Origin of the sequence: Brevundimonas sp. TWP2-3-4b1 (assembly GCF_049897665.1) — a bacterium.
Taxonomy (GTDB): Bacteria; Pseudomonadota; Alphaproteobacteria; order Caulobacterales; family Caulobacteraceae; genus Brevundimonas; species Brevundimonas subvibrioides_B.
In genome coordinates this window covers 19,354-33,569 of record NZ_JAFCWQ010000004.1, presented here as the reverse complement: position 1 = coordinate 33,569, position 14,216 = coordinate 19,354, and the positions used below count along the sequence as shown (strand labels likewise).

The following is a 14,216-nucleotide window of genomic DNA, read 5'->3' as shown; positions in this document are numbered from 1 at the left end:
GACGCTTCGGTCGCTTCGGTCGCTTCGGACTGTGTTTTGGAGTCCGGTCAGGGTTCCGCCGTCCAGTCCGGCCCCCGCACGTCCAGGCCGTCCGCCTCCAGTCCGTCCAGCACCCCGCCGGGCTCTGCGAGCAGGCGCAGCGGGGCGACGGCCAGGGTCACGCCCGGCGCGTCCAGCGCCGTCGACAGGGCCGTCAGCCATTGCCCTCGCAGTTGCGGCCCGATCGTCGGATCGCCCCATGGCCAGCACTGGCCCAGCGCCACATCCAGAGGGTTGGCGATCACCTCGGCCACGCGCAGGCTGCGCCAGTCGTCGGCCCGTTCCGCGAACAGGCCGCCGCCCGCCTCGGCCGCCGCGATGCTGGCGGCCATGCAGGGCTCATAGGCGGACGGCGACTGGGTGATCAGATTGTCGATGATCTCGTCGCCCCGCACGAAGCCGACCGCCTCGACCTCAACATCGGCGCGTCGGGCCGCGCCCCGGACGACGTCGTCGGCGTCGCGTCCGCCCCGCACCAGCCCCGCCCGCTTCAGCAGGTCGTCGCTGGTGATCAGGAAGCTCCGGCGGCGCCAGTCCTCGTTCCTTTCCCCGACCATGACGGCCTCGAGACGCGCCTGAAGACCGACCGGCAGATGGTCCGCCGATGTCGTGTCGTCCGGCAATCGCGTGATCGTGCGGCTGCGCCAGAGCAGACGCATGAAGTCACCGGCGGAGACACGGGCATAGGGTGGATAGAGGATTCGGTCGGCCCGTCCCGTCGCCTCTTCCAGTGCCTCGGGCCGCCACTGGAAGTCGCGCGGCAGGCCCCGGATCGATCCGACCAGGATCACTGTGCTGTCGCCCCGTTTCACCGTCCACATCGGTGCGCCCGCCCGGCGCGCGATGACCACGACATCCTCGACCCGGTCTTCGTCCCGGGAGACGGGATCCTGGGCAAACGCAGGCGCGGCCCCCGCGAGGGTCGCAAGCAGCGCCAGCCCTGTGAGCCATTTCCGCATGTCCGAATTCTCTCCGTATGTCCGAACTGGAATATCGGGATCGGTTGTGGCTCAAGCGTGGCCTTGGTGGCGGAACCGCGCCGCCGCCGCCGTGTTCCGCTAACGCCGCATCCTTCCGTCAGGTCCCGACCGCCATGGCCCATCCCCTGTCCCGCACCGAGGTTCGCCTCGGCCTCGCCGCCGTCGCCATGGTCGGCGTCATCGGAACCGGCGCCTTCATGCTGGGCGGATCGGAAACGGGTCGGGCGCTCGGCCGGGGCCTGGCCATCGCCGTGGTCCCCCCTGTCGAACACGAGGTCCTGCCCGGCGAGACCATGGAGGTCGGCGCCCTCAATGACGGCTTCGACCGCGCCGCCCTGGAACGGATCGTCGAACGGCCACTCGACGATACCCTGCCGCCGCCCGCCTGGATCGGCGATGAGTCCCTGGGCGACGCCACCCCTCGCATGCCCATGCCGACACCGGTCATCGACAGGGGGGGCATCAAGGTCGCCACGCCGCCCGCCGATCCCCTGGCCGACGGATCCCGCGCCTTCGGCTTCGACACTCCCCGCCCGGACTACGCCGGGGAGCGCGCGCTACGCTGGCACCGGCTGGAAATCGCCGCTACGCAAAGTCCTGCATCGACTGCCGCCAATGAAGACACTGAACCGCTCCAGTATTCGCCAGAATAAGCCACGAAGATTGCGGCCCTGTAATGCTGTCGGAGATTTAATCCACCTGTCCAGCTTGTAACTGGAGATGAATGCGGCCGGTCGTCACACCTCTCTCCAGCAACGAGGGGAACCCCAGGCGATGACCAAGACCATTCTTCTGGCCACGACGGCCATCATGTTCAGCGCCGGCGGCGCTCTGGCGCAGACCGCGCCGCAAAGTGCGCCCCCTTCCCCGGCTTCGGCCACTCAGGCTCCCACTGCGGACCCCAGCCAGCAGGGCGTGCTGGTGTTCACCCCCGGCTTCTTCGCCGGCCAGCGCCCGAACACGGCGCTCGACATGGTCAATCGCATCCCCGGCTTCTCGGTCCAGGATGGCGACGGTTCGCGTGGCTTCGAAGGCGCCGTCGGCAATATTCTGATCAACGGTGCCCGCCCCGCGTCCAAGAACGACGCCGGCTCCAACGTCCTCGGCCGCACCCTGGTCGCCCAGGTCGAGCGTATCGAACTGATTCGCGGCGGCGCTCCTGGGATCGACATGCAGGGCTATTCGGTCGTCGTGAACGTGATCACCAGGACCCAGTCCAGCCGCGAACATATCCTGACCGGCACGGCTTTCCTGTTCGAGGGGGGCCAGGACGCCGCCAACGGCAGCTATCAGTTCACCGCCCGCGACGGCGAACGGGTCATGGGCTTCACCCTGTCGGACGGCGTCAGCGTCAACGACTCCAACGGCGTCGGCCGCGTCATCCGTACCCGTCCCGACGGCACGATCCTGCGTGACGAGGGCTATTTCAACGACCAGCAGGGCGGCGGACAGAGCATTCGCGGCAACTATGCCAACGCCTTCCTGGGCGGCAAGATCGACCTGACGGGCCGGGTCGGCCAGAACGACTACAGCCAGTGGAGCCGCCAGGACGCGCCCGGCACCCTGCGCGAGAACCGCTTCGACGAGGAAGGCACGAGCGGCGAGGTCGGCGCCGTCTTCACCCGTCCGCTACGTCAGGGCCTGGTGTCGGAAACGCGTTTCATCCGCGAATGGGGCGATTTCGAAAACGCGTCGCTTTCCAACAACCGTGTCGGCGCCGTCGTCAGCCCGGAGCAACGGTTCGAATCCGAAGGCAGCTCCTCGGAGACCATCCTGCGCTCGCTGCTGCGCTGGGAACGGTCGTCGTCGATGACCATCGAGGGCGGCGGCGAGGTGGCTTACAACATGCTGGAGGTCGATCAGGCCTTCCTCCAGGGCGGCGTCGCCGTTCCGCTTCCGTCCGACCAGATAAAGGTCGAGGAGACCCGGGGCGAGCTGTTCGCCAAGACGACCTGGCGCGTCCGACCGAACCTGACCATCGAGGGCGGCCTGCGGCTGGAAGCCTCGACCATCACCCAGTCGGGCGATGCGGATCAGGAGAAAAGCTTCTTCTTCGCCAAGCCACGCGTTCAGGTGACCTGGACGCCCATGCCCCAGAACCAGCTGCGCTTCCGCTTCGAGCGTGAGCTCGGCCAGCTCGACTTCGGAGACTTCGCCGCATCCGCTGACCTCGGCGACGACCAGGTCTTCGGCGGCAACGTCGATCTGGAGCCGGAACAGCGCTGGATCTCCGAACTGGTCTACGAACGCCGATTCCTCGGCGACGGCATCGTCTCGGTCGGCTACCGGCACGATGAGATCATCGGCGTGATCGACCGCCTGCCCCTGCCCGGCAACCTGTCGGCGACCGGCAATATCGGTGACGGCACACTGGACCAACTGGCGGTCAACGTCGTCGTGCCGCTCGACTGGACCGGCTTCTCGGGCGGGCAGTTCGCCTTCCGCAACACCTGGAACAACACGGCCGTCACCGATCCCACCACAGGCAGTGAGCGCCAGATCTCCGGCGTGCGCGCCTCGCAGCCCGGCTTCACCATCTCCCAGGACATCACCAGCTGGAAGGTCAACTGGTCGGCCACCTATCTCGAAGGGTTGCGCCAGTTCTCATACGACCCCGACCAGACCTCTGGCTTCACCGGCAGCGATTATTTCGAGGGCTTCGTCGAATACAAGCCGACCCCGACCCTCTCGGTCATGGTCAAGGTCAACGTCTGGAACGACTTCCAGGTCGAACGGATCCAGTATGCGGACCGGACTCCCGCGCGGCCCATCGCTTTCACCGAAGTGCGCCCGATCGACCCCAGAACCTTCTGGCAGATCCGCGTGCGGAAGACCTTCTGAGCGCTCCGCCACAGCATCGCCGCGACTCTTTCGGCAATCTTTTCCACCTGAACCGCTTGTAACTGGCGGTGAACGAAGCCGGCCGTAAGGGTCCTTTCAGGAAGAGGGATTCCATATGACCAAGGCGCTCTTGCTGGCGACGACGATACTCGTCGCGGCTCCGTTCACCGCCGCCGCCGCCGCCGCCGCCGCCGCCGCCGCCGCCGCCGCCGCCCAAAGCGACGCGCCAGCCGTCGATACGGTGCAACAGGGCGTCCTCGTCTTCGAACCCGCCTTCTTCGCAGACGGCAGTCCGAATACGGCTCTGGACATGATCGCCCGCCTGCCGGGCTTCGGCCTGGACACGGGCAACAACAACACCCGGGGCTTCGCGGGCGCCGCCGGTAACGTCCTGATCGACGGGGACCGCCCCTCCTCCAAGTCCGACAGTCTGGATGGGATCCTCCGTCGGATCTCCGCTGCGAGCGTGGAGCGAATCGAACTCATCCGGGGCGGGGCTCCTGGCATCGACATGCAGGGCCGCTCGGTCGTGGCCAATGTCGTGCTGAAGCGCACGGTTCAGATCCAGACCGTTCTGGAAGCCAATACCTACGTCTATCCCGACGGCCACCTGGGGCCGCTGCTTCAGGCGTCCTGGTCCCGCCGTGAGGGCGAAAGCCAGCTGGAGGCCTCGCTGAGCGCCACCACAGACCGGACCGACGACACCGGCGACGGCTATCGTCGTCGCTACAACGCGGCGGGCGTCCCGATCCAGACCGCCGATCTCGACCGCTGGGACCGGTTCCGCAATGTGCGGAGCACAGCCGCCTGGCAGGGACTGACCGGCGGCGGCCGGTTGAGGGTCAACGGCGTGCTGGGCTGGAACAAGGCTGAAAACTCGATTGACACCTTGATCCGCACCGGAGCCGGCCGGAACGAGAGGGTCGAGAACGAAGGCGACGAGGTCGAGGCGGAACTGGGCCTGAACTGGGCGCGTGCCCTGGGTGAGCGCGCGGAGCTGGAACTGACCGGTCTGCAGCGCTACGAGGTCGACAACGACGAATCGCGCTCCTTCTCCGGCCTGAACAGCGTCGCCTTCGGTGGCGAAGGAACAGCCGGTGAAACCATCGGCCGGGCCGTCCTGCGCTTCCGCCCGTCAGATCGCTGGGCCTTCGAAGGCGGCGGGGAGGCGGCCTACAACTTCCTCGACAGCGCCACGACCTATGTCGAGAACGGCGTCCCCGTGGCGCTGCCTTCCGCCTCGGTGAAGGTCGAGGAGTTGCGCGGCGAGGTCTTCGGCCAGACGAGCTGGCGGCCCGATCCCAGGCTGACCGTCGAGGCGGCCCTGCGGGTCGAGGTGTCGGAGATCAGCCAGTCGGGCGACAGCGACCTGACCAGGACCTTCGTCTATCCCAAGCCGCGCCTGCAGGTGACCTGGACCCCGGTCGCCGACCACCAGTTTCGTCTGCGCGCCGAACGCGAGATCGGCCAGCTCGACTTCGGCGACTTCGTCGCCTCGGCCGACGTCGATCTGAACCAGGTCGAGGGCGGCAACCCCGAACTGGAGCCGGCCAAGGCCTGGGTTCTTGAAGCCGTCTACGAGCGCCGTTTCTGGGGCGAGGGCGCCCTGACCCTGACGGCCCAGATCAAGCGTTGGGAAGACCTGATCGACGTCATTCCCCTGACCGGCGGCTTCGAGGCCGTCGGAAACATTGGCGATGGTTCGTCCAGCTATCAGCAGATTGCGGTCACGCTGCCGATGGATCGGCTGGGCCTGCCCAATGCCCGCCTGGTGGCCAGGGCCACCGTCTCCCAGTCCAGCGTGACAGATCCTCTGACCGGCGAAGGGCGCCGTTTCTCGGGCCAGATCGCCTTCGGGTGTGGCATCGACTTCAATCAGGATCTGGGGGGCGGCCGCTGGTCCTATGGGTTCCAGCACGGCTGCAATCTCGACGACCCGGTCCAGTACCGGATCCGCGAAGTGCGCAACATCGAGGAAGAACCGTTCGTGACCGTCTACGGCCAGTGGAAGCCCCGGCCCGACCTGACCGTCCGTCTCGACCTGGGCAACGCCACCGACCGCGAGCAGCGCCGCGAACGCCTCGTCTATTCCGGCCCGCGCAACAGCGCCCCTCTTTCGTTCCGCGAGGAGCGGGGCGCCAGGATGAGCCCCTGGCTGTTCATCCAGATTCGCAAGACCCTTTAGGGTCGGCAGGCGATGTCAAAGACCGTCACGACAGAGGGCGGCCCGGTTTCGCGACACAAGAGCCGCGGAACGAATTAATTCCTAGCTCCTTGCGTGAAAAAGGGCGACGTCCGCGAGGACGCCGCCCTTTGTCTTGCCGACAGGCGGTCAGCCCGTCGTGGTGGCTCCGGGGCGAGCGACGCTGCCGTCTTCCGTGCCCCGATCGGTCAGCGACGGTCCCGGGTGGTTGTCCGGGTCATTCACGCCGTTCGACCATTTCGAGATGAAGACGCTGGCGACGATGAAGGCGACGCCGATGCCGACGCCCCACAGGCCCAACAGGTTGAAGGACGCCAGGGACGTGTTCAGCGCCACCTCCGGATCCAGAACCTGGCCGCCGACGGTTTCGGTCCCGGCGGCGCCCGCAATGATGCCGCCGACAAAGTGGGCGATCGAAGACGCCATGAACCAGACGGCCATCATGAAGCTGACGATGGCCGGCACCGACAGCTTGGTGATCTCCGACAGTCCGACCGGCGACAGGAACAGCTCGCCCAGGGTGTGGAACATGTAGAGCAGCGCCAGCAGCACGATCGGGGTGCGGAAGGCGTCGTCCACCAGGCCCGACTGGGCGCCCCAGACCACGATCAGGAAGCCGAGGCCGACCTGGATGATGCCCAGGCCGAACTTGACCACCGGGTTGGGGTCCATCTTGCGTTTGGCCAGCCAGACCCACAGCGCCGCGAAGACCGGCGCGAAGATCAGGATGAAGCCCGCATTGAACGACTGGGTCTGGGAGGCCGACATCGAGGTGTCGATCCAGCCCCACCACTGCGAGGTCGAGAAGCCCGCGGCGGCCACCTGGTCCGGCGAGCCCACCGGGATGCCGAGGAAGGTGTAGGCCTGGCTGGTCAGGGACAGGTCGACGTTGCGGTCGGCGAACAGGTTCAGCGAGGTGCCCGCCTGTTCGAACAGGGTGAAGAAGATCACCGAGCCGAACACCAGGACCATGGCCAGCATCATCCGCTCACGCGCGACCTTGTCGCCCTTGAGCTTGAAGCCGATGAACCAGGTGATGAAGGCCAGCGAGGCGATCGTCGAGAGGATCAGTCCTGTTCCGACCAGTTCGTGGTTCGGAACGATGAACCACAGGGCCGCGACGCCGACGAAGCCGAGGATATAGATCAACCCCTCGCGGTTGATCGGACCCAGGACGGGCTTCTTGATCAGGTCGGGGAACGGGCTTTCGCCCTTGCCCTGAAGCAGGGGCTTGCCCAGCCAGAAGACGATCAGGCCGGCGAACATGCCGATGCCGGCCAGGCCGAAGCCCCAGCTCCAGCCGAAACGCTGGCCCAGCAGGCCGCACAGCACGGCGGCCCAGAAGGCCCCCAGATTGATGCCGTAGTAATAGAGGGTGAAGCCGGAATCCCGACGCGGATCGCCTTGCGGATAGAGCTGTCCGACCAGGGTCGAGATGTTCGGCTTCAGGAAGCCGACGCCCATGATGATCAGGGACAGGGACAGGTAGAAGATGTTGACGCCCATCGGATCGCGCGCGGCGGTCAGCTCGTAGCTGCCTTCGGCGAGCGTGCCGGGGACGACCGATCCGGCCGGCAGGTCGGTGATGGTCAGGCCGCCGCCGTCGGCGGGGGTGAAGTGGTACGGCTGTCCGCCGACCACGACCTGGGACGTCTGGGTGTCGCCGCGTCCGTCGATCTGGATGTCATAGACGGCGCCGCCATAGGTCAGGCTCTGGGTCGCGGGATTGCCCTCGAAGGCCATCAGGCCGTGACCGGCGACCAGCAGGACCGCCCCGAACATGATCGCCTTGCGCGTGCCGATGTAACGGTCGGCCACGATGCCGCCGATCAGCGGCAACAGGTAAACGAGGGAGGCGTAGGAGCCGTACTGGCCCGAGGCGAAACCGTCGTCGAAGAGGAAGTGCTGGGTCAGATAGAAGATCAGCAGACCGCGCATGCCGTAGAAGGAGAACCGTTCCCACATCTCGGCGAAGAAGCAGACCAGCAGCCCCTTGGGGTGGGTTTTGAGGATCTGAAGCAGGACCGGAAGCCCGGTCGCCAGGGTGATGATCACCCCCAGAAGGATGACGATGTTCACGCCTGACCTCCTGCACTGTTCACAAGTCGTCGAAGCCCTTTTGCGGCTCCCTCGTCGGTCTTGATCAACCGCCCACTCCCTAACATCGCGCCGAACGGACGCGCACAAGCTGGCATAAGCAGCACGCCGGGCAAGACCGGACAAGCCTTATGGATAATCGAACCGTCACAAGGCGGCGATGAACGCAGGTCAACCGGGGTCGCGGGCGCTTTTGCTCCCCCGAGGGGGAGGGAGAAGGTTGGACGTGAGTCATCGTTCGTCCGCTGTGAATGGGTGGGGAAGCCGGCGGAGCCCGGGCGGTCGCCCGGAACCGATGTGGCCCCCTGCTTTCGCGTTACGGGGGACCGGATGAGGGGTGACTCCGGCCTGGCCGGTGAGGGATTTGTCGGCGCAAATCTTCAACGACGGGAGTCACCCCTCAGCCGATCGCGCCAGAACGACGGCTGTCGCCGCCGTGCGCGCTCTCCCTCTCCCGCAAGGGGGAGAGGGAACTTTTTAGTGAAAATCCCGCGACCCCGGCAGGATGCGCACGTCCCGCGGGTGCCGTCCCCGCGTCGGGGCGTGGCCCGATCCCGGCGTCTGGTCCGTGGACAGATGGCCCAGCATGGGCGTCCAGTCGACCATGTCCTCGACCACCAGATGGGCCACCCCCTCGGCCCGCTGGACCTTGCCGGTGACCAGAACCATACGCGCGCCCATGACGACGGGGCGTAGCCGCTCGAACACATCGGGCCAGACGACGAGGTTGGCGACGGCCGTCTCGTCCTCGATGGTCAGGAACACCACCCCCCTGGCCGATCCCGGCCGCTGGCGCACCAGCACGACTCCCCCGACCGAAACGCGACGGTTGTCCTTCGCCGTCCTGTAGGCCTCGGCCGTCATCGCCCCGGCCCGCGTCAGCCGTTCGCGCAGGAAGGCGACGGGGTGGCCCTTCAGCGACAGCCGGATGGTCTGATAGTCGCCGACCACCTCCTCCGCATCGGTCAGGCGCGGCAGGGCGGCCGGGGGCGCCCCGTCCGCCTCGTCCAGCCCCATGGCCGCGAACAGGGGCGCCGTCGACGCCGGCGCCGCCCCCCTGGCCGCCCACATTCCCCGGCGCCGCGACAGGTCCAGCGATCCATAGGCGTCCGCCTCCGCCAGCCGGTCGAGGGCGGGAGGGGAAAGATCGGCGCGGATGCGAAGGTCCTCCAGATCGCGGAAGGGGGCGATAGCCCGTTGCTGAACGATGGTCTCGGCCCACGCCTCCCGGAAACCGTCGATGGAGCGGAAGCCGAGGCGTATGGCGCAGGCCTCACCCTCGCCCCGAGTCTCGAGCGACGCGTCCCAGCCGCTCGCATTGACGTCCGGGTGGCGCACCTCGACCCCGTGCTCGCGGGCGTCACGCACGAGCTGGGCCGGGGCGTAGAATCCCATCGGCTGGCTGTTCAGAAGACAGGCGGCGAAGACCTCCGGGTAGACGCATTTCACCCAGGCCGAGATGTAGACGAGGAAGGCGAACGAACAGGCGTGGCTTTCGGGAAAGCCATACTCCCCGAAGCCCTTGATCTGGTCAAAACAGCGCCGGGCAAACCCGGCCTCATAGCCCCGCCCGATCATCCGGCCGACCATCATATCCTCATAATGACCGATCGTGCCCATGTGCCGGAAGGTGGCCATGGCGCGGCGCAGACCGTTGGCCTCTCCGCCGCTGAACTCGGCCGCGACCATGGCGATCCGCATCGCCTGTTCCTGGAACAGGGGCACGCCCAGGGTCTTGCGAAGGACATTCCTGAGCTCGTTCGGGTCGCCGCCGGCCGGCCCCGGCATCTCGAAATCATAGACCTTCCCGCGCGCCTCCGCCGCCCGACGCTCCGTTCGTCGCTTGAGATAGGGGTGGACCATGCCGCCCTGGATCGGACCGGGCCGGACGATCGCGACCTGGACCACCAGATCGTAGAACTCGCGCGGCTGCAGCCGGGGCAACATGGCCATCTGGGCCCGGCTCTCGACCTGGAAGACCCCGACGGAATCCGCCTTGCAGAGCATCTCGTAGACCTCGGGGTCCTCCCTCGGCACCGTGTGCAGTTCCAGGGATCGCCCGTAGCTCTGCGCGATCATGCCGAAAGCGCGCTTCAGCGCCGTCAGCATGCCCAGGGCCAGGACATCGACCTTCATCAGTTGCAGATGATCGATGTCGTCCTTGTCCCATTCGATGAAGGTGCGGTCCTTCATCGCCGCATTGCCGATGGGGACGATCTCGCACAACGGCCCCTGACTGAGAACAAAGCCGCCGACGTGCTGCGACAGGTGGCGGGGGAATTGGATCAGCTCGGCGGTCAGGTCGAGCGCCAGCTTCATGCGGACATCGTCGCGGCTGACGCCGGCATGGTCGACGTGTTCGTCCTTCACCTCCGCGCCGTAGGAGCCCCAGACGGTGTCGGCGAGACGGGCGGTGACGTCCTCGGTCAGCCCCAGGGCCTTGCCGACGTCGCGGATGGCGGAGCGCGGCCGGTAGTGGATGATGGTCGCCACGATGCCGGCCCGGTCGCGGCCGTAGCGGTCATAGACATGCTGCATGACCAGCTCGCGCCGTTCGTGTTCGAAATCGACGTCGATGTCAGGCGGCTCGGAGCGTTCGGACGAGATGAACCGCTCGATCAGCATGTCCTGAGCGGTGGGATCGACGTTCGTGATGCCGAGGCAGAAACAGATGACGGAGTTGGCCGCGGAGCCCCGTCCCTGACAGAGAATGTCGCGATCGGGATGCCGCGCCCAGGCGACGATCTCGTGGACGGTGAGGAAATAGGGCGCGTATTTCCTTTCCCGGACCAGACGGAGTTCCTTGCGGATCGTCTTGACCACGGAGGTCGGAACCGGCCCGTTTTCCCGGGGCCATTTTTCGCGGGCGCCCCTGCAGGTCAGGCGGATCAGCCAACCCTGCGGCGACCAGCCCCCCGGCACAGGTTCGTCCGGGTACTGATAGCTGAGCTCACGCAGGGAGAAGGTGCAGGCCCGCACGACCTCCATGGTCCGCTCCAGCGCCGCCTCGTGGCCTTTGAACAGGCGGCTCATTTCGGAGGCGGGCTTCAGATGGCGTTCGGCATTGGCCTGGAGGCGCAGGCCGGCGGCGTCGATGGTCATCCCCTCGCGGATGCAGGTCAGGACGTCCTGAAGCGGGCGCCGGTCGGGGTGGTGGTACAGGGCCGCATTGGTGGCGATCATCGGGGCGCCGGTCCGGGTCGCCATCGCCGCCAGCCGGTTCAGACGCGCCCGGTCGTCGCCGCGCCACAGGGGCTGGGCGGCCAGATAGAGGATGTCGGGCCACGCCTTGCGCCACGTCAGGAGGCGGGACTCGAACGCCGTGTCGGGAGCCTCGGGCGCGACGGCGAGGGCGATCATCCCCTCGCCGTGGGCCGCGGCCTGTTCGAAGGTCAGCCGGGTCTCGCCCTTGGCGGTGCGGTCGGGGGCGGGCTCATGCGGCTCGCCGTCCACGACGACATCCGGTCGCAGAGGGACGACATTGGTCGAAGGCCCGTCCAGCACCTCGCTCTTGCCCAGGGTCAGCAGGCGGCACAGGCGGCCGTAGGCGGCGCGGTCGCGGGGGAAGACGATCAGTTCAGTCCCGTCGAGAAAGCCCAGCCGGACCCCGACGACCAGACGGATGGCATGGTCCTCGGCCCCCATCAGGGCACGGACCATTCCGGCCAGGGTGTTGCGGTCGGCGACGCCGACGGCAGCGAGGCCCAGGGCTTTCGCCTGCATCGTCATCTCCCCCGGATGGGAGGCGCCCTCGAGGAAGCTGAAGTTGGTCATGGCGCCGAGCTCGGCGTACTCGCCGTTCCAGTCGGGGTGGGGCCGGCCCGTCACGGGAACATCCCGTGCATCCACCATGAGGGGGCGCGCTCGTCCTTCGCGCCGGTGTATTCCGCGCCGTAGAGGCCTTCGCGGAACAGCCAGTAGCGCAGGCCCTGATCGTCCTCGATGCGGTAGTAGTCGCGGGTGCGGGACTGGCGGCCGTCCGGGCGGGGACGCCACCATTCGGGCGACAGGCGTTCGGGGCCGTCAGCGCGGGTCACGCGGCGGGTCACGCGCCGCCAGGTGAACCGGGCCGGGGCGCCGTCGGGCAGGTCGGCGAGGGTCTCAACCGGCTCGGGCGGGTCGAGCAACAGCAGGGGACGGGCCCGGCCGGGATCGTGCCTGTCCCTGACCGGGGCGGACGTCAGGGCCGGCGCCCAGCGTTCGGCCCGCTCCGGCATCCACGACCCCTGAGGCGTCGCGACCCGCACCGAGGCCTCGCCCAGACGCGCCGACAGCCGGTCGATCAGGGCGGCCATGCCCTCGGCGTGACGCGCCTGCTGCTCCTCGCCCATAGAGACCTGGAGCGCGACCATGGGCTCGGTCAGGTCGGCAGTGAGCATCAGGGCGTCGATGCCGAAGCCGGGGTCGATCCGCTCGATCCCCGTCTCGCGGAACAGCCGCATCCAGATGGAGACATCACGCAGCGCCCGCCCCATGCGCACCGAGACGGCGCTGGCCCGGCCGTCGACACGGAAGGCGGTCAGGGTCAGGGCCCTCGCCCCCTGCCCGTCGCTCTCCATGGTCCGGGCCAGGCTTTCGGCGAGCCCGGGCAGGCGCGCCTCGATCCCGGCCGTGTCGGTCAGGGGATCGGCATAGGCTTCCCACCCGCGGTAGCGAGGCGGGGCGCGGGTGGGGATCAGGGCCTCGGCCGTGGCGCCCAGGGCCTGATCCAGACGGCGGACCAGACCGACCCCGGCGCCGTCGCGGAAGCGGCGGGCCAGACCTGCGCGCGGCATGGGATAGAGATCACCGATCCGCTTCAGCCCGAACCGCCGCGTCTGTTTCAGGGCCGCGTCGTCGATGCGCAGGGAGTCGACCGGCAAGGGGGCCAGAGCCTCGCGCACGTCCGCGTCGGAGGCGATGCGGGTCGCATTGCCCCAGCGCGCCAGGGCCCAGGCCGCGCCGGGAGACGGGGCCATGGCGGCGCGGGCGCGGATGCCGGCCTCGGCCAGACGCTGCTCGATGCGGTCGATCGCCCCGTCCTCGCCGCCGAACAGATGGGTCGCGCCGGTCAGGTCGAGGAACAGCCCCTCCAGCCCGCCTTCCGAGGGATCGACGGTGACGGCCGGAGACCAGCGCTCGCCCCAGAAGGCCAGGGCCTCCAGCGCGCGCAGGTCCGCGGCGGGATCGGCGGGATGACAGACCAGATGCGGGACCATGGCGAGGGCGTCGGCCTGGGTCTGGCCGCGCGACAGGTTCAGGGTCCGGGCGGCCGGGTTCAGGGCATGGATCACCGCCCCCCGCGCCGTGCGCAGGATCAGGGCCAGCGGACCTGCCCCGGCCGCGAACGGGTCAGGCCGGGAAGACTCAGGCGTATTGGGTCCGGCCGATCGGGTCCAGACCGTCACCGGCCAGTCGATCAGCCAGACGGAGACGATGCGTCTCATCATCCTGCTCCAGCATCCAGACGCCCGGTCGCTCCATCCGGCTGCGGGTCATTTCGGCACGGATCGTCATCCGCCCCGGCGCGCGGTCGTCGAAGGCGTCGCCATTGCCCGCAAGAGTTGTGATGCGCCAGCGCCGACGCGCGGCGCTGAGGTCGCCGGAGCGGGCGCGCAGCAGAAGGCCGGAACAACCCCCGTCGCGGGCGGCGAATTCCAGCCGCCGGGTCTGGGCCAGTTCGGCTCCATCGACCGTGCCGATCACCAGGGCGGCGCCGCCGGACCGCAGCGCCTGTTCCATGGCCCACAGGGCCAGCGCCTCCGTCCGGGTCTCGATCAGGACGAAGGCGTCGCGCGTCCGAAAGCCCGCCAGGCCGGGACCATAGGGCCGTCCGTTCTCACCCAGCCACGCCCGGGTGGCGCTCATGACAACGCCCCGCCCTTCGCCGACCACGGCCCGGCCGAGGGTGAAGGCCAGGGCCGCCGCCATGTCGCGGATACCGCCCGCGCACACCTCCTCCAGCCCTTCGGAGAGTCGCGAAAGGGGCGGCGGGACGGCTTCTGGCTCTGGCGACGGACGGGCGGACATGGCGATAGAAAACTCCATGTTCATTATTTGTTCCGCCGTCGCCGGAG

Annotated in this window: 8 protein-coding genes; 3 read left to right on the top strand and 5 right to left on the bottom strand. The window is 68.1% G+C overall.

The annotated features are described in order from the left end of the window. Positions 1 to 47 precede the first annotated feature (47 nt). Positions 48 to 998, bottom strand: coding sequence for a TraB/GumN family protein (locus ACP7A5_RS04640; protein WP_426040812.1), 951 nt, complete (start codon positions 996 to 998; stop codon positions 48 to 50). Between the two features lie 134 nt (positions 999 to 1,132). On the opposite strand from ACP7A5_RS04640, the gene ACP7A5_RS04635 reads away from it, so the two are divergent. The 3 genes from ACP7A5_RS04635 to ACP7A5_RS04625 all read left to right on the top strand — a co-directional run bounded on the left by ACP7A5_RS04635 (position 1,133) and on the right by ACP7A5_RS04625 (position 6,045). Further along, positions 1,133 to 1,672 (top strand): hypothetical protein, encoded by a 540-nt coding sequence (locus ACP7A5_RS04635; RefSeq protein WP_426040811.1) that lies wholly within the window; start codon positions 1,133 to 1,135, stop codon positions 1,670 to 1,672. 121 nt (positions 1,673 to 1,793) lie between these two features. Then, positions 1,794 to 3,860 carry a TonB-dependent receptor plug domain-containing protein gene (locus ACP7A5_RS04630; protein WP_426040810.1) on the top strand — a complete coding sequence of 689 codons (2,067 nt, stop codon included), beginning with the start codon at positions 1,794 to 1,796 and terminating at the stop codon, positions 3,858 to 3,860. Between the two features lie 115 nt (positions 3,861 to 3,975). After that, positions 3,976 to 6,045 (top strand): TonB-dependent receptor plug domain-containing protein, encoded by a 2,070-nt coding sequence (locus ACP7A5_RS04625; protein ID WP_426040809.1) that lies wholly within the window; start codon positions 3,976 to 3,978, stop codon positions 6,043 to 6,045. A 147-nt stretch (positions 6,046 to 6,192) separates the two neighbouring features. Here the strand turns inward: ACP7A5_RS04625 and ACP7A5_RS04620 are convergent, their stop codons facing one another. The 4 genes from ACP7A5_RS04620 to ACP7A5_RS04605 form a co-directional block, all read right to left on the bottom strand. Then, positions 6,193 to 8,142, bottom strand: a complete 1,950-nt coding sequence (locus ACP7A5_RS04620; RefSeq protein ID WP_426040808.1) for a peptide MFS transporter — start codon at positions 8,140 to 8,142, stop codon at positions 6,193 to 6,195. 495 nt (positions 8,143 to 8,637) lie between these two features. Beyond that, entirely contained in the window at positions 8,638 to 11,988 is a 3,351-nt protein-coding gene (locus tag ACP7A5_RS04615) for an error-prone DNA polymerase (protein WP_426040807.1), read from the bottom strand. Next, positions 11,985 to 13,586: a Y-family DNA polymerase gene (locus ACP7A5_RS04610; RefSeq protein WP_426040806.1), complete on the bottom strand. Its 1,602-nt coding sequence runs from the start codon at positions 13,584 to 13,586 to the stop codon at positions 11,985 to 11,987. Before ACP7A5_RS04610 ends, ACP7A5_RS04615 begins: the two co-directional genes overlap by 4 nt. Next, positions 13,507 to 14,193, bottom strand: coding sequence for an ImuA family protein (locus ACP7A5_RS04605; RefSeq protein WP_426040805.1), 687 nt, complete (start codon positions 14,191 to 14,193; stop codon positions 13,507 to 13,509). The genes ACP7A5_RS04610 and ACP7A5_RS04605 overlap by 80 nt, the downstream gene beginning before the upstream one ends. Between the last annotated feature and the right edge of the window lie 23 nt (positions 14,194 to 14,216).